18 protein-coding genes are annotated in these 22,305 nt (G+C 29.4%); 17 read left to right on the top strand and 1 reads right to left on the bottom strand.

The window, feature by feature from the left end; translation table 11 throughout:
* From BM119_RS05850 to BM119_RS05820, 7 genes are all read left to right on the top strand, one after another.
* Positions 1–1,227, top strand: a complete 1,227-nt coding sequence (locus tag BM119_RS05850) for a sensor histidine kinase (protein WP_090039728.1) — start codon at positions 1–3, stop codon at positions 1,225–1,227.
* Between the two features lie 595 nt (positions 1,228–1,822).
* Positions 1,823–3,373, top strand: coding sequence for an AAA-like domain-containing protein (locus BM119_RS05845; RefSeq protein ID WP_090039726.1), 1,551 nt, complete (start codon positions 1,823–1,825; stop codon positions 3,371–3,373).
* A 284-nt stretch (positions 3,374–3,657) separates the two neighbouring features.
* Positions 3,658–4,695 carry a PocR ligand-binding domain-containing protein gene (locus BM119_RS05840; RefSeq protein ID WP_090039724.1) on the top strand — a complete coding sequence of 346 codons (1,038 nt, stop codon included), beginning with the start codon at positions 3,658–3,660 and terminating at the stop codon, positions 4,693–4,695.
* A 243-nt stretch (positions 4,696–4,938) separates the two neighbouring features.
* Entirely contained in the window at positions 4,939–6,075 is a 1,137-nt protein-coding gene (locus BM119_RS05835; RefSeq protein ID WP_090039723.1) for a glycerol dehydrogenase, read from the top strand.
* A 3-nt stretch (positions 6,076–6,078) separates the two neighbouring features.
* Positions 6,079–7,839, top strand: coding sequence for a dihydroxyacetone kinase subunit DhaK (gene dhaK / locus BM119_RS05830; RefSeq protein WP_090039722.1), 1,761 nt, complete (start codon positions 6,079–6,081; stop codon positions 7,837–7,839).
* 240 nt (positions 7,840–8,079) lie between these two features.
* Positions 8,080–8,409: a nucleotidyltransferase domain-containing protein gene (locus BM119_RS05825; protein ID WP_242948329.1), complete on the top strand. Its 330-nt coding sequence runs from the start codon at positions 8,080–8,082 to the stop codon at positions 8,407–8,409.
* Positions 8,410–8,622: 213 nt separating this feature from the next.
* Positions 8,623–8,778, top strand: coding sequence for a zinc-ribbon domain-containing protein (locus tag BM119_RS05820; RefSeq protein ID WP_090039720.1), 156 nt, complete (start codon positions 8,623–8,625; stop codon positions 8,776–8,778).
* Between the two features lie 375 nt (positions 8,779–9,153).
* Here the strand turns inward: BM119_RS05820 and BM119_RS05815 are convergent, their stop codons facing one another.
* A complete protein-coding gene (locus tag BM119_RS05815; protein ID WP_090039718.1) occupies positions 9,154–10,422 on the bottom strand; it encodes a radical SAM/SPASM domain-containing protein in 1,269 nt (422 codons plus the stop codon).
* A gap of 623 nt (positions 10,423–11,045) precedes the next feature.
* Here BM119_RS05815 and rbsK point away from each other — a divergent pair.
* The 10 genes from rbsK to BM119_RS05765 all read left to right on the top strand — a co-directional run bounded on the left by rbsK (position 11,046) and on the right by BM119_RS05765 (position 22,290).
* Positions 11,046–11,975 carry a ribokinase gene (gene rbsK, locus BM119_RS05810; RefSeq protein ID WP_090039716.1) on the top strand — a complete coding sequence of 310 codons (930 nt, stop codon included), beginning with the start codon at positions 11,046–11,048 and terminating at the stop codon, positions 11,973–11,975.
* A gap of 5 nt (positions 11,976–11,980) precedes the next feature.
* The gene (gene rbsD / locus BM119_RS05805; RefSeq protein ID WP_090039715.1) at positions 11,981–12,376 is read left to right on the top strand and encodes a D-ribose pyranase; all 396 of its coding nucleotides are present in this window, start codon (positions 11,981–11,983) and stop codon (positions 12,374–12,376) included.
* 19 nt (positions 12,377–12,395) lie between these two features.
* The gene (locus BM119_RS05800) at positions 12,396–13,892 is read left to right on the top strand and encodes a sugar ABC transporter ATP-binding protein (protein ID WP_090039713.1); all 1,497 of its coding nucleotides are present in this window, start codon (positions 12,396–12,398) and stop codon (positions 13,890–13,892) included.
* 22 nt (positions 13,893–13,914) lie between these two features.
* Positions 13,915–14,850 carry an ABC transporter permease gene (locus BM119_RS05795; protein ID WP_090039711.1) on the top strand — a complete coding sequence of 312 codons (936 nt, stop codon included), beginning with the start codon at positions 13,915–13,917 and terminating at the stop codon, positions 14,848–14,850.
* Positions 14,851–14,925: 75 nt separating this feature from the next.
* Positions 14,926–15,831: a ribose ABC transporter substrate-binding protein RbsB gene (rbsB, locus tag BM119_RS05790; protein ID WP_090039709.1), complete on the top strand. Its 906-nt coding sequence runs from the start codon at positions 14,926–14,928 to the stop codon at positions 15,829–15,831.
* A 64-nt stretch (positions 15,832–15,895) separates the two neighbouring features.
* Positions 15,896–16,897, top strand: a complete 1,002-nt coding sequence (locus tag BM119_RS05785) for a LacI family DNA-binding transcriptional regulator (RefSeq protein ID WP_090039707.1) — start codon at positions 15,896–15,898, stop codon at positions 16,895–16,897.
* Between the two features lie 276 nt (positions 16,898–17,173).
* Positions 17,174–18,661 (top strand): sigma 54-interacting transcriptional regulator, encoded by a 1,488-nt coding sequence (locus BM119_RS05780; protein WP_143087299.1) that lies wholly within the window; start codon positions 17,174–17,176, stop codon positions 18,659–18,661.
* A gap of 334 nt (positions 18,662–18,995) precedes the next feature.
* Positions 18,996–20,285: a proline reductase-associated electron transfer protein PrdC gene (prdC, locus tag BM119_RS05775; RefSeq protein ID WP_090039704.1), complete on the top strand. Its 1,290-nt coding sequence runs from the start codon at positions 18,996–18,998 to the stop codon at positions 20,283–20,285.
* Between the two features lie 88 nt (positions 20,286–20,373).
* Positions 20,374–22,095, top strand: coding sequence for a D-proline reductase (dithiol) proprotein PrdA (gene prdA, locus BM119_RS05770; RefSeq protein ID WP_090039702.1), 1,722 nt, complete (start codon positions 20,374–20,376; stop codon positions 22,093–22,095).
* A 6-nt stretch (positions 22,096–22,101) separates the two neighbouring features.
* Positions 22,102–22,290, top strand: coding sequence for a CBO2463/CBO2479 domain-containing protein (locus tag BM119_RS05765; RefSeq protein ID WP_090039700.1), 189 nt, complete (start codon positions 22,102–22,104; stop codon positions 22,288–22,290).
* The last annotated feature ends 15 nt before the right edge of the window (positions 22,291–22,305 follow it).

The raw sequence follows: 22,305 nt of genomic DNA, 5'->3' as shown, positions 1-22,305 counted from the left end.
ATGAATAAGCTTTTTGTTAATTCTGAAGTTAAAAAAAGTACTCTTATATTAACATCACTTCTTACTATTTTTATAATAATTCAAGGATTACTGTATGTAGTTTATACCAATAATCAAAAACAAGATTATATAGATATAGTGGGAAGTATGGTATCAAAGACAATAACACTTAATCCAGAATTAGAAAAAGAATTAATACCATTAATAACCCAAAATATTAGCAATAAAGATAAAGAAGCTGGAAATATTATTTTAAAAGAATACGGCATAGCAAGCACACTTAACAACAATTTATTTCCAAATTTGAGAAATAACTATGGTATATTTATTGTAAGTGTAGTTCTTGCATCGCTACTATTAATACTAAATTATATACAGTATAATTACTTTTTTAAGAAAGTAAGGAATATATCGTTAGCAGCTAATAAGATATTAGATGATGATTATAGTGCTTTAATTAATGAGGATAAAGAAGGAGATTTTTCTAAATTAGCTGTAGCATTTTCTAATGTTCGAAGTATTATCAGGAATAATATTAGCACTACACAAAAGGAAAAGCAGTATCTTGTAGAGTTATTACAAAATATATCACATCAGCTAAAGACAAAGCTTGCTACTATAATGTTATACAATGATATATTGTTAAATAGAAAATTAACAGAAGAACAAAGAGTACAATTTTTAGAGGATAATCGTATCCAGCTTGATAATATGAACATGATGATACAAAATATATTAAAATTAGCAAGATTAGATGCAAATGCAATTGAGTTTTATAAAAAAGAAGATAATTTAAACAAAACTATAGAAGAAGTTGTATATACTTTTAAGGATTTTGCTGATAATGCTAATATTGAGCTAAGTTTAAATAATGATGAACACATTAGTTTTTTACATGATAAATTTTGGATACAAGAGGCATTTTCTAATATTATCAAAAACAGTATTGAGCATACACCGAAAAATGGAAAAGTTAAAATCTATTTATATGACAATCCCGCATATTCTAGAGTAATCATTCAAGATACAGGAAAAGGTATTGAACTAGAAGAGGTAGCTAATATTTTTAAAAGATTTAATAAGAATAAAAGTCCAAATAAAAAAGATTCTGTAGGCATAGGGTTAGCGATTTCCAAATCTATTATTGAATCTCATAATGGATATATCGATGTAAAAAGTACTAAGGGAGAAGGAACTAGTTTTTTTATAACTTTTATGAAATATTAAAATTAATTCCAGTAATTAACATAAGGTATTTTTAGTTAGGCACATGAAAGAAAATAACAAGTTCAAGATGCCATGTATATTTTGTGTCAGACAAGGAAGTGATATTAGTTCATAGCATAGACTATGGGCTGATATCGCTGACGCAGTATGGCACAAAATAGACTAGCATACTAACTTGTTATTTTTTGAATGTGCCTTATATTGTATAGAAAGTGAATAATTAATTGTTGTTTGAATAGTTTTCTTTGGGTGAAATTTTGATTCTATTTTTTTATTCTAGCCTATAATATATTTCAATATTATTTATTTTTACCAAATCTATCAATTATATATCAACCTTTAGAAAAGCATCAATGTTAAGTGTTACTTTTACAAATTAATCATAATAGATTTAGAACTTCTTTATATTTTTTATCACCTTTTAAAGTATATGAAGTTAGTTATAGAGCCATGCTATGCATGGTTTTTATATTTTTATGAATAAATTAGGATATATATACCTTTCTTCCTAAAGCATATATAATAATTAATAACTAAGATATAATATATATAAGAAAAATAATGAAGATTTAAAAGCTATAGGGGTGTGAATTTTATGAAAAAAAGATTTAATACAACAGGTCCTTGTATTAGTAAAAAACATTACATGGTCAGTATTGAAAATAAGCTTAAAGAAGTGGAGACTCTTATAGATCAAGGAGATTATTTTGTTATAAATAGACCTAGGCAATATGGAAAAACTACACTATTATCTCAGATAACTAAGAAATGTAACGATAAATATTTAATTATAAGAACTAGTTTTGAGGGAATTGGAGATAGTATATTTGAAAATGAGAAAGTTTTTAGTAGTGGTTTTTTAAAGTTAATTAGTGACATGTTAAACTTTACGTATACAGAAAAGGCTAAAGAAATTGAAAAATTAAGTTATGGCGTTGAGAATTTACAAATGCTATCAAATGTAATAACGGAATTCATAAGAAACAGTGATAAGCCAGTAGTTTTGTTAATTGATGAAGTTGATAAGGCTAGTAATAATCAATTGTTTTTAAGCTTTTTAGGTATGCTTAGAAATAAATATATACTTGCAAATGATGATATGGATTATACTTTTCATTCTGTAATTTTAGCGGGAGTACATGACATAAAGAATTTAAAGTTAAAGCTTAGACCAAATGAAGAAAAAAAATATAATAGCCCTTGGAATATTGCTGTAAATTTTGATGTGGATATGACGTTCAATCCTTTAGAAATAGAGACTATGCTTAAAGATTATACTAAGGAAGAAAATATAAAAATGGATACGGTAGATATATCTGAAAAAATATATTTTTATACAAGCGGATATCCTTTTTTAGTCAGCAAATTAAGTCAAATAATGGATCGGAATTTTAAGAATAGTTGGGATTTGAATAATATTGACAAAGCTGTAAAAATACTCTTAAATGAAAGAAATACTCTATTCGATTCTTTAATAAAAAATCTAGACAATAATAAGGAGTTTAGAAACTTTATTGAAAAAATAGTACTTTCAGGAGAAGAAATAGTTTATGTTCCAAGTGATAGATTAATTTCACTAGGGGAACTATATGGTTTTATAAAACAAAAAAATAATAGATGTAAAATTCATAATAGAATTTTTGAACAATATATATACAACCATCTAACTGCTATAAAGGCAAGAGAAAGTGAGAATATTTCTAGTTACAACTTTAGAGAAAAGTTTTTAACTTCTGATAATGGATTAGACTTTGAAAAAATTCTTTTGAATTATCAAAGATTTATGAAGGAACAGTATAGTAATAAGGATGAAAAATTTATAGAGCATCATGGGAGATTATTATTTTTAGCATTTATAAAACCAATCATAAATGGAATAGGATTTGATTTTAAAGAAGTGCAGGTATCTCAAGAAAAAAGATTAGATGTAGTTGTAACTTATAATAAACATAAATATATATCAGAACTTAAAATATGGCATGGAGAAGAATATCACAAAGATGGTATTAAGCAATTATGTGATTATTTAAATATTCATTCTATGAATAAAGGGTATCTAGTGATATATAATTTCAATAAAAATAAAGAATATAAATATGAAAAAATATATGTAGAAAATAAAGAGATATTTATTATATACGTATAATTAATATTAATAACATGTTTTAGATTATAAGAGTATAGCAAAAAAGGTTAAAGTGAAAATATTTTTTTGCTTTAACCTTTAATATATTTAATATATTATTTATTTTTACCAAACCTATTGATTAAGTAGCTTAATAAACTACCCAAAATTAAAATTAATACTACAATCCAAATTGCACCTACAAAATTAGATTCTATTACAAAAATATATATAACAATTCAAATAATATGATAAAATAAGACATAAATATATACATATGAATAAGGGTAAGGGAGTAGTAAAAATTGATAAAAGATAATTTAAATTTAAACAAGGTTATAGATTTAGAAAAATGGGTCAATTTACAAGAATCTCTTGCAGTAGTTACAAAGGTAGCAATAATAATTGTTGACTATAAGGGTAATCCAGTTACTAAGCATAGTGGATGTCATAGATTTTGTAAAGCAGTAAGAGCTAATCCAGAGCTTGTGAAGTATTGTCAAAAGTGCGATTCAAGAGGTGGGCTTGAGGCAGTTCGTTTAAATGAACCATACATATATTTATGTCATTATAATATAGTAGATATAGCTATTCCAATAATAATTGATGGCAAATATATTGGAGCGGTTATGGCAGGGCAAGTAAAATTATCAGATACTAATGCTTCAGATATACTAGAGCAAATAGTAGGTACATCTAATAACTTCATAGTTAAAAAAGCTTTAGAGGACTTTAAAAATTATTATGATGAATTGCCTATTTTATCTTATGAAGAAGTAAAGGAAATAGCAAATATGTTATTTTCTTTGTGTAACTATCTAGTAGAAGAGGCGCTAGATAAAAACTTGATTTCAGAGATGTATCGAAATACCATAAAAAATCAATCTGAAATAGATTCAAATATCTTAACAGGTTACACAATAAAAAATATTGAACATGCAAAAAAGGAAATGTCTAATGCTATAATAAATGCGTATATTGGAGAAAAACCTTCTAGTAATGAGGATATGATTACAGTAAGTAACACTTTAAAACCCGCAATAGAATATATTTATAAACATAAAAGTGAAAACGTTACGGCGGAAAAGGCGGCTAAGATTTGTCATATTAGTTCAAGCTATTTTAGTAGGCTTTTTATAAAGGAAGCTGGAGAAAAATTTTCAACATACGTATCCAAGCTAAAGATTGAATGGGCAAAGAGCATATTAGAAGAAACAGATATGCATATTAATGAAATTAGTGATGAACTTGGATTTAGTGAATCAGGTTACTTTATAAAAATATTTAAACGGTATGAAGGGATAACGCCACTTCTTTATAGGAAGTATTGTAAAAGAAAGTAAGTATTAATAAGTTGTTTAAGAATGAGTCATATCATTTTTAAACAACTTTTTTTATCTATTTAAAGTACTTGTTGAATATTCGAAAAATAATAAAATTACAATAAATCGGTTTCATGACAAGAAATTACGGTCTGGAATCGTAATTTTTTGTCATTTCAGTCTAATGTATTTCTTCGTAAACGATATTATAATAAAGACAAGTTAAAAACAAAAAGATTTTTTAGATATGGAGGAGAGATTATTATGAGAAAAGCATTTATTTGCCCAACTAAATATGTACAGGGTGAGGATGAACTATTAAATTTGGGCTATTTTGTTAAGAGTTTTGGGAAATCAGCTCTATTAATAGCACATAAAGATGATGTTGCACGTGTTAAAGATAAATTAGATAAAACTTGTGAAAAATTTGGAATTACTTTTGTTGAAAGCGGATTCACAGGAGAATGTTCTAGAGAAGAAGTGGAAAGATTACAAAAAATTGCTGCAGAAAATAAATGTGATTGTACAGTAGGTCTTGGTGGAGGTAAAGCAATTGATACTGCTAAATGTGTTGCAGAAGGAGAAGCAGTAATTATAGTTCCAACTATAGCTGCTACAGATGCACCAACAAGCCATTCAGCTGTACTTTATACACCAGAAGGAGCATTTGATGATTATGCTTACTTTAAGCAAAGTCCAAGCGTGGTTTTAATAGATACTACAGTAATTGCAAAAGCACCAACTCGTTTTTTAGTTTCAGGAATGGGAGATGCATTATCAACATACTTTGAAGCAAGAGCAACTTCAAATTCATATTCCAACGTAAATGCAGGGTTACCTTGTGGATATAGAGAAGGATTATGCGGTGAAGCTAAGGGAACTAATACAGCATTAGCACTTGCAAAGTTATGTTATGAAACTCTTATTAATGATGGAGCAACGGCAAAAGTATCCTCAGACTGTAACTTAGTTACACAATCATTAGAAAATGTTATAGAAGCAAATATCCTTTTATCAGGTATTGGTTTTGAAAGTGGTGGATTAGCTGGAGCTCATGCAATTCACGATGGATTAACTATATTAGAAGGAACTCATAAGTATTTCCATGGTGAAAAAGTTGCATTTGGTACTATTGCACAACTAGTATTAGAAAATGCACCTAAAGAAGAATTAAATCAAGTATTAGATTTTTGTTTAGAAGTTGGACTGCCAGTTTGTTTATCAGACATTGGGGTAGACACCATTACAGAAGATGAACTTATGGAAGTTGCTAAAAAGTCATGTATTAAAGAAGAATCAGTTCATTCTATGCCATTCCCAATAACTATTGAAGCAGTAGCAGCAGCAATTATTACGGCAGATAAGATAGGGAAAGATTACAAGGCAAATAGAGGAGTATAACTAATGAAAAAGATAATAAATAGACCAGAAACTGTAGTAATGGAGATGTGCAATGGTATAGCCATGGCACATCCAGAATTAGAATTCGTAAGAAAATATAAAGTTATGAAAAAGAAAAATATCAATCCTAATAAAGTTAGCTTAATAAGTGGTGGTGGAAGTGGACACGAACCAGCTCATGCAGGATTTATAGGAAAAGGTATGTTAGATGCAGCTGTATGTGGAGATGTATTTGCATCACCATCTCAAATTCAAGTTTATCAAGCCATAAAAGCAACTGCTAGTGAAAAAGGAACATTATTAATTATAAAAAATTATAGTGGAGATATGATGAACTTTAAGAATGCGGCTTATCTAGCAAATGAAGACGGAATTAAAGTTGATTATGTTAAGGTAGATGATGATATTGCTGTTAAAGACAGTCTATATACTGTAGGACGTCGTGGAGTTGCTGGAACTGTATTAGTACACAAGATGGCAGGTGCTGCAGCAGAGTTAGGATTGTCATTAGAAGAAGTTAAAGAAATAGCTGAAAAGGCCAATTCAAATGTTAGAAGTTTAGGATTTGCATTTTCATCATGTACTGTACCAGCTAAGGGATCTCCAACTTTTAAAATAGCAGAGGATGAAATGGAATTTGGAGTTGGAATTCATGGTGAACCTGGGATTAAAAGAGAAAAAATGGCTACAGCTGATGAATTAGCTGAAAGAATTGTAGATTCTATTTTAAAGGATATGAAAATTGATGGTACAAATCATGAAGAGGTTGCACTTTTGATAAATGGCTTTGGAGGAACTCCACTACAAGAACTATACTTATTCAATAACTCTGTTACTGCAGAGTTAGCAAAGAGAAATATTAAGATATGTAGAACTTTTGTAGGAAATTATATGACAAGTATAGATATGGAAGGTGCTTCTGTATCTATAATGAAGTTGGATGCACAACTTAAGGAGCTATTATCAGAAGAAAGTGATACTCCAGCATTTAAGGTTTCAGGTCCAGTAGAAGCTGTTGAATATGTTAGCTTAGAAACTTGTTGTTGTACAGAAGAGGATGTGTCTTTTGATGTAGAAATATGTGAAAGTTTTTCATGTATTAATAATGAAAAATTAAGTTTAGATAATATGATTTATATTGTTGATAATATGAGCCAGGTTATTATTAAAAACGAAGTACCATTCTGTGAATTAGACTCTCATGCTGGAGATGGTGACTTTGGTATGAGTATAGCTAAAGGATTTAAGCAGTTAAAGAGAGAATGGAAAGAGATTCTTTTAGAAGAACATATGAGCATTGGTGAATTCTTAAATGCATGTTCATTAGTAATAATGGAATACTGCGGAGGAGCGTCAGGTCCAATATGGGGATCGGCTTTTAGAACAGCAGGAAAGCAAGTGGGAGAAAAGGTTGAGTTAACAGTTTCAGAATTTGCAGAAATGATGCAAGCAGCAGTTAGAGGAATCCAAGCTACAGGAGAACGTTCTTTTGGCAGAGGAGCTGTAGTTGGAGATAAGACCTTAATAGATGCATTAGTGCCATGTGCTGATACCTGGACAGATTGTGCAAAAGCAAATGATAATTTTAAAGAAGCTTTTGAAAAAGGAGCTAAAGCAGCTGTTGAGGGTGCTAAGAAAACTGAAGAAATCGTAGCACGTATGGGACGAGCAGGAACAGTTGGGGATAGAAGCTTAGGACATCCAGATGCAGGAGCATATGGATTAGGTGTAATCTTTACAGAAGTTTCAAAGGCAATAAAGTAATAATTTAGGGGTAGATAGGTTACTATCTACCTTTATTATTTCTATAATTACAGATATTTTTGTACATCTATAATTGGGCTGTTTTAAACTGTTAAAGAATGTTAGTTTAGGGTATAATAATTATATAGACAGATATGTAAGCCAATGCACTGGAACAATATTACTAGAATACATTACTATATGATATAAATACATCTTAAGTTGTGATGGATGTAGTTGTTTGCTAATAGATGCATTAATTTGAAAAATTGTTATTTTAGAGGAATGATGGATTTGAATTTAGATAAAGAGATAATTAAACACATAATAGAAATATGTGAAAAACATGAATATATAGATAAAGTAATTCTTTTTGGATCTAGAGCAAGAGGCGATAATAACTTAAAAAGTGATATTGATTTAGCAGTATATTCAGAAAAACCATTAGCAAAATTTATAGAGGCTGTAGAGACAAAAACTAAAACTCTATTAGAATATGATTACTCACATATGAATACAATACAAGATAGATTTTTTATAGAACAAGTTGATAAGGATGGTATAGTTATTTATGAGAAGTGTGGAATTTAAATGGTATAAAAAGTTTATTTAATAATGTTTTAAAATAAAATAGTAAAAACACTTGCATTAATGTATGGATGTGTTATAATAAATGAGTAAGGTAAATAAATATTTACCACAAAATAAAAAATAAAATAAAGATTTGATATAGATGAGTAATTTCTCCTAATTAGAGAATACATTAATCAAATAGAGTCTTTAATTTTAAGGAGGAAAATAATAATGGCAGATAAGACAATAGTATGTAGAGATTGTGGTCAAGAATTCATATTCACTGAAGGTGAGCAAGAATTCTACAAAGAAAAAGGATTCGATAACGAGCCAACTAGATGTGCAGCTTGTAGAAGAGCAAAAAAAGAGCAAAACAATAGAAGATAATTAATATTTTCATAAATAAGCTATCTTAAAATGATTTTTAAGATAGCTTATTTTTTTACTTTATAATAATAAAAATAGATGTAAATTAGAAGTTATGGAATATAGAACGGGATTTATAGAATCGTATCCATAAATAAAACTCACGGCAGGATGATATTTTAGCAATAAATACTAGAGAAGATGTAGATTGCTATGAAGAAAATTTTATATAGTCTTTGATGTAAGTCTAAATTCAGAAACATTACTAAAGGTAATAGCAGTATCTATGCTATTACCTTTAATTAATTTAAAAAGAAAAAATTAATTTTAATATAGTTAGATTTTAAAATTAATTAGGCTATTAATCCTAGCTGCAATAAAATGAACTCTATTTTATTAACTCCACAAAACTTTAGTTAAATAAGGTTTTATTTGCTTGCATCTTTCTTCGCAGATGTGATCATTGTCAAAATAGGAGTTAGTCATGCCTAAACAACGATCCATACAAAAATATCTCACATTACAGTTTTTGCATTTGGATAAATTATCTACAACACTTGTCTTTAATTGGGATTTAATAAAGTGAGCATATTTTTCTGAATTAAATATATCGTTAAAGTTTTCAGTGAGAATATTTCCTAATCTATATTTTTTGTCATCTAAGATAAGGCAAGGATATAAATCTCCTAAGTCATCAATCATAAGTTTAACAAGCCCAGCTTTACAAAAGATTTTACATTCTATATTTTCTCTAATTGTCTCCAAGTCAGTGTTAGAATTTTGAGTAAGTAAAAGATAGTCTTTTAATCCTAAATCTTTATAATTATCCAGGCCTCTACCAAGCGCTGAAAACTGTCTCACAAAGCCAGTAACATTCAAGTTTTCACATAGTTTATCAAAATCATCTCTATGATTAAAATTTTGATCGGTACATGTCATACTAAGAAGAATGGTATCTTTATGAAACCCAGCTTCTTTAAGGTTGTTTACTGCTTGAAGTATTTTAGTATAAACCCCTTTACCTCTTACAAATTCAGTAGAGGATTCATCATAACCATCAATGCTGATTGAAACACTTTGCACACTTTCCTTTAAGATATGGGCCATTTCTTTATCAAGTAAAGTACCATTTGTTATTAAGTTTACTGTGCCATTGAAATTTTTTTTGATATATCCAAGAATTTCTTTTATATCTTTTCTAATTAAAGGTTCACCACCAGTTAAAAGTAATTCATCAATATTTAATTTAAATATTTTATCTAGAATTGATAGTATTTGTTGGGTGTTTAATATATCAGGATTACTTATTTTTGAAGAAGCAGCACAGTGAATGCAATTTAAATTACATTTGTTTGTTAATTTGAATTCAACATTTTTAATAGAGATTTCAAAGTCTTTATTATTTAAATTTTTTAGCATGTCTTCATCTATCAATGCTTTAAAAACTTCAGTTAGTTGTTTTTTAGAAGAGTCATCTTTAAGACTATTTATGTATGAGATAGGAGCAAGTTTATTATCTATACAATAATTAACTTTATCTAACATAGGAGCATCAATTAATCCCCAAACACCTGATAATCCATTAATAATAATTGTATTGTCATCATTTTTTATAAACTTTACATATTCTGAAAAAACAATATTAGTATCACTTAAATTTGTCACAAAGGTAAACCTCCAAAATAATATTCTTTAATAGTGTTTTAATAAATGAAAACACCAAAGTAATAATTACTAAGGTGTTTTCCAGTTATTAAATTTTAAGTTTTATAGGCAATCTCCTGCATAATAGATGTATGTTGGAATTAATTCCTTTTTTGATTTTTTGTTTTTACCATATAATTTCATTGTTATTCCCCCTTTCATAATTGTAATAAATATAAAGGCAATTACCAATATATGTAAATTATAAAATAGCATAATGTAAAAGTCAAGATTATTTTTGGAATATATTGTATTTTAAAATAAATAATTATTTCGAATATATTAGTTTGTTTTAAAGAAGTATAAATTATATTGAAGCTTGTAAAAATTTATATTAAATTAGTTATTCAGGAACCTAACAAAAAATTAAATTACATTTTAGAAATATAGGATATATAGTTTTGTCAGTGTAAAAATAATTTAATGAACTAAAAAACTAATAAAGTTGATGTAATAAGAAACATATAGATTTTCCTTATTTATTATCATTATTAAAAATAAAAAACACTTGAATAACGTTTACAGACAGTGTATTATATAATTAACCGGTTTAGTAAACCGATTCACTACAAGGAGATGAGTTTATGAATAAAGTTTGTATACTTGGAAGTATGAATATGGATTTAGTTTTAAAGATTGATAATTTACCTCAAGTTGGGGAAACAATTTTATCAAAATCCTTTGAAAAGATACCAGGAGGAAAAGGTGCTAATCAAGCGGTAGCAGCTAAAAGAAGTGGTGCAGAGGTATCTATGATATCTAAAATTGGACAAGATGATAATGGTAAAATATTAAAAAGTGAATTAATTAAAGATGATATAGATGTAAAATTTGTTTTTGAGGATGAAAAAGAAGCAACAGGAATGGCTATTATTATGGTAAACAAAAATGGTAATAATTCAATAGTTGTTGTTTCAGGCTCGAATATGACAATTAATGAAGAAGATATAGATAAATCAGTTGAGACAATAAAAAACAATGACATATTAATATCACAATTTGAGACTCCTGAAGAAATGACATTAAAAGCTTTTAAAAAAGCCAAGGAGTTAGGAAAAATAACAATTCTAAACCCAGCACCAGCTAAAAAGATAAGCTTAGATCTTTTAAGGGTAACAGATATAATAGTTCCAAATGAAACAGAAGCAGAGGTTTTAACAGGAATTAAGGTAGAGAGCATTGAAGATGCTGAAAAAGCAGGAAGAGACTTTTTAGAAAAAGGAGTAAAATTTGTAGTAATAACTTTAGGTTCTAAAGGAGCAGCAATAATAGGAAAAGATTTCTGTGAATTAGTTTCGGCTTATAAGGTAAATGCAATAGATACTACAGCAGCAGGAGATAGTTTTATTGGAGGGTTAAGCTCAAGATTAAATGTTGAAAATATAAATAAGAATACTCTAATAGATGCTGTTACTTTTGGAAACAAGGTATCATCAATATCAGTTCAAAGAAAAGGCGCTCAACCATCAATACCATATTTAAAAGAAATAATAGATGTTTACGGAGAGGAATAAGTGTTATGAGAAAAACTACATTATTAAATAGCAATATAGGATCTGTAATTTCAAAAATGGGCCACACTGACATGTTAGCAATAGGGGATTGTGGATTGCCAATCCCAAATGAAACAGAAAGAATAGATATAGCATTAATGAAGGGAGTACCAACATTTATAGACACATTAAGGGTAACGCTTAAAGAACTACAAATAGAAGAGGTGCTTATAGCAACTGAAACTAGGGATATAAGTCCTAAATTATATGAAGAAATAAAAGAAATTATAGGACAAGTTAAGATAACATTTATTTCTCATGAAGAATTAAAGAAAAATTTAAAGCAATGTAAAGCCGTAGTAAGAACAGGTGAACAAACACCTTATGCAAATATAATTTTAAAAGCAGGAGTTGTATTTTAATTAAAAGGAGGCTTTAAAAATGAATGGTAAGAAACCAATGCTTAAAATGGAGAATGTATCGAAAATTTTCCCTGGAGTTAAAGCTTTAGATAAAGTTAACATAGAAGCATATGGTGGGGAAGTAACAGCTTTGATGGGAGAAAATGGAGCTGGTAAATCAACCTTAATGAAAATACTTAGTGGAGTTTATCAAAAGGATGAGGGAAAAATATTTATAGAAGGAAAAGAAGCTCATATAAAAGGAATAAAATCAGCTGAAGAGTATGGGGTTACAATAATTCATCAAGAGTTAAGTACATTAAATAATCTTACAGTAGCAGAAAATTTGTTTTTAGGAAATGAGAAATGCTGTAAGTTTTCCAGAAGGATAAATAAGAAGGAACAGATAGAAAGAAGTAAAATGTTTTTAGAGCAAATAGGTTGCAATCTTGATCCTAATGAGTTAGTAGCTAACATAAATGTTGGGGAAAAACAAATGATCGAGATAGCAAAAGCATTAACAAAGAATGCGAGAATCATAATAATGGATGAGCCTACTACAGCATTAACAGATATAGAGACAACAAATCTTTTTAAAGTTATAGAAAACCTAAAGAAAAAGGGAATTGCAATAATATATATATCTCATAGAATGGAAGAAATTTTTACAATATGTGATAGGGTTGAAGTTTTAAGAGATGGTAAGTATGCAGGAAATGCCTTAATAAAGGATATAGATAATGATAAATTAATTTCTATGATGGTGGGAAGAAAAATAGAAGAACAATTCCCTTATAAAGAAGCTAAAAAAGGGGATAAGCTTTTAGAAGTTTCAAATTTAAGCTGTAATGAAGGGGTTAATAATGCTAGCTTTGAAGTAAGAAAAGGAGAAATTCTCGGAATTGCAGGTCTTATGGGAGCAGGGAGAACAGAACTTGCAAAAACAGTCTTCGGAGAATATAAGAAAACTTCAGGATCAATAAAGATTAATGGAAAAGAAGTAAATATTAAAAATATCGAAGATGCTATAAGTCAAGGAATTTGCTATTTATCAGAGGACAGAAAAAAAGAAGGATGTGTATTAGGATTATCAGTAGGAGAAAATATGTCTCTTTGTAATCTTAAAAAATACCAAAATTCTTTAAGAAAGATAGATAGAAATAAGGAAAATCAGGATATAGATTATTATATTAATAAGATAAATATTAAAACTCCAAATAGAGAACAGTTAATAAAGAATCTAAGTGGCGGAAATCAACAGAAAGTAATATTAGCTAAATGGCTAATGTTATCACCAGAAGTTTTAATAATAGATGAGCCCACTAGAGGTATAGATGTAGGAGCTAAGAAAGAGATATATGACTTATTAAATGAGCTTAAATCAATGGGTAAAGCAATAGTAATGATATCCTCAGATTTACCAGAAGTATTAGGAATTAGTGATAGGATATTAGTTATGAGTGAAGGAAAGATATCAGGAGAATTATCAAGAAAAGAAGCATCTCAAGAAAATATTATGAAATTAGCTTTAGCATAATCAGTATAGGAGGGAATTTAAAATGAAAGTAAAAGTTAATCAAAACTTAGATAAATATAAATCTCTTATAGGATTGGTTTTATTATGCCTAGTGATAACGATTGTAGCACCTAAGTTTTTAACACTATCAAATATAACAAATGTTTTTACACAGGTATCTGTTAATGCAATAATTGCAGTTGGAATGACATTTGTTATATTAACTGGTGGAATAGATTTATCAGTAGGTTCGACTTTGGCAATAAGTGGAGCTCTGGGAGCATCTATAGTTAAGTCAACAGGAAATATAACATTAGCAGTTATAGTATCAGCACTTGTTGGAATAGGAATAGGTTTAATTAATGGTCTTTTAATATCGAAGGGAAAATTACAAGCTTTTATAGCAACATTAGCCACAATGACAATCTTTAGAGGAGTAACATTAGTATTTACCAATGGAACACCCATATCAAAATTACCAGAAGAATTTGTAAAAATAGGTAATGGAAAAATAGGATTTATGCCAATCCCAGTTATAATAACTATAATAGTTTTCTTAATAGGTGCATATGCATTATCTCAAACTAGATTTGGAAGATATCTATATGCATTAGGTGGAAATGAAGATTCAGCAAGATTATCAGGTATAAATACAACTAAAATAAAAACACTAGCATATGTAATTTCAGGTTTTTCCGCATCAGTGGCAGGAGTTATTATTACAAGTAGAATAGGATCAGCTTCACCAAATGCAGGAACAGGATTTGAACTAGATGCTATAGCAGCAGTAGTTATTGGTGGAACCTCATTAGCAGGTGGAGAAGGTAGAATAACAGGAACAATAATAGGTGCTCTTATTATAGGAGTGTTAAATAACGGACTAAACTTAATGAATGTATCACCATTCTATCAATCAATTGTAAAGGGTTTAGTTATATTAATAGCAGTATTATTAGATAAGAAAAGAAATAAGAAATAAGAGTTTTAGAATCAGTAAGTTTAGATGAAAAATTAGCGTGATAATTCACAGAATTACTTATAGGGAGGCAATATCATGAAATTTAGTAAAAAGATATTAGCAATGGGTTTGGTAACCCTTATTACCCTGGGTTCATTTGTAGGGTGCTCAAAAATAAATAAAGATAAAAAGATAGGTATGGTTGTATCTACTTTAAATAATCCATTCTTTGTAAGTATGAAAAATGGAGCAGAGGAGAAGGCAAAGCAATTAGGGTATGAATTAATAGTTTTAGATTCTCAAGATGATCCTGCAAAAGAGAGGGCGAATGTAGAAGATTTGATACAATTAGGGGTTGTAGCATTATTAATTAATCCAACGGATAGTGATGCGGTGGTTAAATCAATAGAAGTAGCAAATAAGAAAAGTGTACCAGTAATCACATTAGATAGACAAGCTAATGGAGGAGAAATAACAAGCCATATATCTTCAGATAATATAAAAGGTGGAGCTATGGCAGGAGAATTTGTTTTAGAACAATTAAGTGGTGAAGGAAAAATAAATGTAGTTGAGTTACAAGGGATACCAGGGGCTTCAGCTACAAGAGATAGAGGTGCAGGATTTCATAGCATATTAGATGGAAAAGAAAATATAAAATTTATATCAAGTCAAGCAGCTGATTTTGATAGACAAAAGGGTTTACAGGTTACAGAAAATATAATACAAGGTAATTCAGATATACAGGTGGTATTTGCTCATAATGATGAAATGGCACTTGGAGCAGCAAAAGCTATAAAAACTAGCAACATAAACGCAATAGTAATAGGTTTTGATGGAAATGCTGATGCAATAGAAGCTGTAGAAAAAGGTGAGATGAAAGCAACTGTAGCACAACAACCAGATTTAATTGGAGAATTAGGAGTTGGATTAGCAGAGAAAATATATAATGGTGAAACAGTAGAAAAAGAAATAGCTGCAGACTTAAAGATAATAAGTAGATAAGGTTAAGTATAGTAGTAATCTATGGTAATATTACTTTAGTAGTATTAATTGAGAGGTGCACTAAATGGGTAAGGTAACATTATTAGATATAGCTAAAGCAGTAAATTTATCAAAAACAACAGTATCAATGGTTTTAAACAGTAAACCTATAAATGTTTCAGATGAAACAAAAAGTAAAATATTCAAAGCAGCACAAGACTTAAACTATATACCAAACTCTTTGGCAAGAAGCTTAAGTACTAAGAAAAGTTATACCATAGGTTTTATAATCCCAGATATACAAAATCCATTCTTTTCAGAAATGGCAAAAGCAATAGAAATAGAAGCAGAAAAGTATGGATATAGTATGATATTATGTAATAGCTTTAATAGTGGTAAAAAGGAACAAGAGTATATAACCTTATTGATAAGTAAATTAGTAGACGGGGTTATAATGGTCCCAAGTGGAGAAAATAATAAAGGAATAGAACTTTTAAAAAGTAATAAAGTGCCATTTGTTCTTGCAGATAGAATGGTGTATGGCAAAGATGGCATAAATGGAGTATTTTGTGATAATGAGAATGGAATTAAGCTAGGAGTAGAGTACTTAATAAAAAAAGGACATAAAAATATAGCTTTTGTAGCTGGAAACCAAAAGGGTATCTCTAATACAAGATTAGAATATTTTAAGGAAATAGCTAAAAAGTATGAAATTTTCAACAAAGATCTTATAGAAACAGAGAATTTTTCTATGGAAGGCGGAATAGAAGCTACAGATAGCTTGATTAATAAAAAAATAAACATAGATGCAATTTTTTATAGTAGTGATGTTATGGCTATTGGTGGAATGAAATACTTATTGAGAAACGGATACAAAATACCAGAAGATATAAGTATATTAGGATATGACAATATAGGAATAAGTTCTTTTATAGAACCTGAATTAACAACAATAGCTCAGCCTATATATAATATGGGAGAAAAAGCTTTTGAGTTATTAATGAAATCAATAAAAGATGAAATTGATGAGGACTTAATAATCAATTTAACTCCATATTTAGTGGAAAGAAAAACGGTAAAGAAATAGTTTTATAAAGTTTTATAGTTGTTATTCTAAATATAAGTTAGAGATATAAAAGTGTAAGTAGATTTATTTTTCATGTATGTTAGGTCATTCAAAATACGTAATGAATTAAGTTTTTTACAAGTGCAGAATAACTTATATGAAAAAGATGATTATTGCAGAGAAGCATTAGTCATCTTTTTTGTTTAAAGTTTGTTTTTTATATTCAACAAAAATTCTTATATTAAACCATACTGATTGGTAACCTTTGGAGTATAAGAAAAAACAATAGTACTTTAATTGAAATTTATTTACATTTACAGTAATATAAATAAATATAGGAACGTATTTTTTTTTAACAATGTTTACAAGAATAAGGAGGAAAATATGGATGCGAGGCAAAAACAATTATGTATTGGAGAAGGATTTCACAATATAGACTATAGGATATTAAAATCTATTGTTGATTGTATCTATGAAGCTGTTTGTGTTATAGACGAAAATGGCATTGTAATTGTTTGGAACAAAGGTGCAGAAAAATTATATAATATAGCTTATAAAGATATTATAGGTGAAAATATAGAGGATATTTTTCCAGATGCAATTGTAAATAATGTTAGAAAAACAGGTGTATCCGTTGAAAATAAATATCATTCTCCTAGGGAAAACTCTTATATTTTGGCAAATTCAATGCCTTTATACATAGAGAAGGTTTTTAAAGGGGCAGTTTCTACAGATAGAGATTTTGCAGAGCTTATCAAACTTTACTTTGAACTAGAAAATGCAAATTCAAAACTAATTTTTCTGGAAAATGAAGTTAAAAAGATTTCTGGTGTTTTCGGAAACATAATTGGAAAGAGTCCTAATATTGTAAAAAAAATTGACATGGCAAGGCAGATTGCACCAACACATGCTAGCGTCATGATCACAGGGGAAAGTGGAACTGGAAAAGAAGTTTTTGCAAGAGGAATTCATGAATTAAGTGGAAGAAAAGGTCTGTTTGTTCCGGTGAATTGTAGTGCAATTCCTTCAGAACTTTTTGAAAGTGAGTTTTTCGGATATTGTGCAGGAGCTTTCACTGGAGCCAATAAAAAGGGGAAAATGGGTATATTTGAATTGGCTGATGAAGGAACTATATTTCTTGATGAAATAGGAGACATGCCCTTACATATGCAAGCAAAATTACTTAGAGTTTTACAGGAAAGAGAAATTGTAAGATTAGGTGGAGAAAAAAATATTAAATTAGATTTGAGAGTGTTGGCAGCAACAAATAAATGTTTGCAAGAAATGGTGAGGGAAAGCAAATTTAGAGAGGACTTATATTATAGACTCAATGTAGTTGAGATTAATCTTCCTTCATTACGAGAGCGAAAAGAGGATATTCCAATATTTATAGATTATTTTATTAAAGAATTTTCAACGAGAAATTCCAAAAAAATAATAGGAACCCAGAGAGACGTATTGAATATTTTAAATGAATATAAATGGCCAGGAAATATTAGAGAACTAATGAATGTTATAGAACACATTATTGTTACAAACAAAAATGGAATGATACAAAAAAACTCTATACCTGAGTATATACTTTCACAAGCGAAAAAAAGCGAATCTTTTAAAGAATATCCTTTGGATTTAACAAAAGCCATTAAGAAATTAGAAACTGAGAATATAAAAAAGGCTTTAAAAATCAGTAAAAATAATAAATCAAAAGCAGCTAAGCTATTGAATATACCTAGAGGAACTCTATATCATAAGATAGATGAATATAAAATAAAGTGCCCAAAATAATACATTGTATTATTTTGGGCACTTTGTTCTCTAAATTAAAACCAATAATAAGGTATTCAATGCAATAGCTATGAGTTTTTATAGAGAGGTGTATAAATATGGACAGTTTTCTTATTGAAAATAGCATTTTTTGAATTTAAAAAAGTACGTTCACTATAAGTTTATGAAATAAATAAAAAAATTATTCATGAGAATGTGTATATATAAAGAATCTAGGAGCTAATTCAATTACTTTAAATAATTTTTATAAAGTTTGGCATTCAAATTGCTAATATAGTGTATAAGAAAAAGTTAAAAGTTTATCAAAACTATAATCTTATTGGGAGGAATAACTTTGAGAAAAATCTATAAGATTTTGCTGAAACAAAATATAGGGATTGTAGACAATCCAATAGTGAGTGTTGGTCAGAGAGTTAAAAAGGGAACCTTAATAGCTAAGGCGAATGGTCTTGGAGCGGATCTTCACTCTAGTGTTAGTGGAAAAATCACAGAAATAACAGATAGCTTTATTATAATAGATGCGGATGCAATACAAGGCAGAGATTTTGAAACTATTAAAGAGCTTGATAACATAGTAGAAATTGTTAAATCAGCTGGAATCATAGGAATGGGTGGAGCAGGATTTCCTACACATATAAAACTAGATACGGATTTAAAGGGTGGAACAGTAATAGCAAATGCAGTGGAATGTGAGCCTCTCCTAGAACACAATATAAAACAAATAATAAAAGATCCACAGTCTATATATAGAGGAATGCTTTACGCAATGAAAGCAACTAATGCAAACAAAGGAATACTTGCAATAAAGAAAAAAAATAAGGATGCAATAGAAGCTTTTAAAAAAGTTATAGAAAGTGAACATAATATAAAAATAATAGAACTAGAAGATATATATCCTATGGGAGAAGAGAGAGCTGTTATAAGGGAAACGCTGGGAGTGTTATTAGAAACAGATCAGCTTCCTTTAGAGGCAGGAGCAGTAGTATTAAATGCAGAAACACTCGGCAGAATAACACAGGCAGTTGAATTGGGAAAACCAGTAATATCAAAAAATATCACTGTGGTTGGAAAGTTAAAAGATGAAAAACAAGCACATGTTTTCATGGATGTGCCTTTAGGCACAACAGTAAAAGAACTTTTGGAAAGAGCCGGTGGAATAGATGGAAATTATGGCGAAATAATAATGGGCGGACCTTTTACCGGACATAGTGTCGAATTAGATGATGTTATAACAAAGACTAGTGGAGCAATAATAGTGACTATGGAGTTTATGAATGAAAAACGAAATATGGGACTTCTTGTTTGTGCCTGTGGTGGAAATGAAGATAGACTTAGAGAAATAGCAGGAAAAATGAATGCAAAGGTAGTTGGAGTAGAAAAATGTAAACAAGCTATTGAGTCAAAGGGAACATTAAAGTGTAAAAACCCAGGAAATTGTCCAGGGCAGGCTGAAAAAATTTTATCTTTAAAAAAGAGGGGTGCAGAAGTAGTTCTAATAAGTAATTGCAGTGACTGTACAAATACAGTAATGTGTGTAGCTCCAAAATTGAAAATGCCTGTATATCATTGTACAGACCATGTGATGAGAACAGTTAATCATTCATTGATAAGAAGATTAAAATAATTTTGTTATATAAGGTGTTTTTTATCAAAGAAACCTTAATATATAGTTTAAAGGTTATAATATATTAAAATTTAAAAGGAGGAAAATTATGTCTATTACAAGAGAACTTGCACATGAATTTAAAGACTCTCCAGCAATAGTATGCTGTCGAACAACAAAGGGTACAGTTATAAGCCCAGGGGACCTAGAGGATCCAAGTATATTTAAAGATATGGAGGAATCTGGACTTATAAGTATAACAGAAGATACATTGACAATAGGAGAAGTACTTGGGGCAAAGCTTGTTAAAGATATTGACGGATTAACTTCTCTTACAGCAGATTTATTAGAAGGAACATTAAAAAAAACCAAAGACGTTAAAAAAAATCATGATGGAGGTAATAAAGTGAATAAAGAAGTTTATGTAAATGACGGAGTTTTACATATAGAAGTAGAGCAAATGAGTGGACTCAGTCTAAAACTTCCACTTGGAACATTGGGAAATATATTGCCAGTACAACCTACAAAAGTAGAAAAGATAGAAAATGAAGTAGTTGGAACACTTGTGAAAAGAGAATTTGGGGTTAAAGAAGTAAAACTTGGAAGTGAAACTTCATTTAAAGATGGAATTCTAGTTATTAGAGAAGATCTTTGTAAAGATGCTTTAAAGGCAGATCCTTTAGTTAAAAAAATAGAAATGGATATAATAACTCCTGATAATAGACATGTATATTCTAATACAATAATGGATGTTATTCCAGTAGCTACAAAGGTAGAAGGACAGCTAGGAGAAGGAACTACTCATATATTAAATGACATGGTATTCATGCTTACAGGGGTAGATGAAGCAGGTGTACAGGTACATGAATTTGGTTCTTGTGAAGGATACCTTGATGAAAAAATAGATTATGGAAAACCAGGATGTCCAGATGAAAATGATATTATAGTAAGAGTTCACGCTACAATTCAAGAAAAAACAGGAATGGAAAGAAGAGGGCCTCATGCAGCACATAAAGCTTGCGATGTAATAATTCAAGAAATAAGAAAAATATTAAAAGAAATTCCAGCTTCAGAAGCAGTAAAAGAAAAAATCTGTGATCAAGTGAAAAGAAATGGCAGACCTCGTGTTCTTCTTGTTAAAGAAATAATGGGACAAGGTGCAATGCATGATAATGTAATGCTACCTACTGAGCCTGCAGGAGTACCTGGTGGAAGACAAAACGTTGACCTTGGAAATGTACCAGTTACGTTCTCTGTAAATGAGGTAAGAGATGGGGGAATACATGCACTTACATGCATAGGACCTGCATCAAAAGAAGATACAAGGCATTACTTTAGAGAGCCAGTTCTAGAGGCACTTGCAGCAGATGAAGAATTGGATTTAGTAGGAGTTGTATTTATAGGAAGTCCTCAAGTAAATGATGAAAAAGCATTTGTATCAAAGAGATTAGGTGCATTAGCAGATACTATGAAGTTGGACGGAGCTATAGTAACTACAGAAGGATTTGGAAACAATCATATAGACTTCTCATATAACATAGAAGAAATCGGAAAACGTGGTATTAATGTTGTAGGTATGACTTATGCAGCTTACCAAGGACAACTAGTTGTTGGAAATAAATACATGGATGCAATGATTGAAGTAAACAAAGATAAAGGTGGATTTGAATCAGAAATTCTTGGAGAAAACACAATAACATCTAATGATGCGAAACGTGCAGTGCTTATGCTTAAAAATAAAATAGCAGGAGTTAAAATAGAGCCAGCAGAGCGTAAATGGAGCCAAGAAGTAATAGATGCAAACCAAAAAATAGCTACTGAAGAAAGGTAAACGACAATGGATGTACAAATAGAACCTAAGCTATTAACTGGTAAAATCGTAGAAATAACAGAAATGAGTGCGAAGATAGAACTTAAGGGCAAAATGGGGATTCTTCATTTACCACTTCGATCTGTTTTCACAGATAAGAAATTAGAAATTGATGATGAAGTAGAAATATATGTAAGTTATGCGAAAGTATTATAATGAATATTAACAGGA

This window comes from Clostridium frigidicarnis (assembly GCF_900111985.1).
Classification (GTDB): domain Bacteria; phylum Bacillota; class Clostridia; order Clostridiales; family Clostridiaceae; genus Clostridium_Z; species Clostridium_Z frigidicarnis.
Note: the sequence above shows the minus strand (reverse complement) of the source record. Positions and strands in the feature narration are given on the sequence as shown.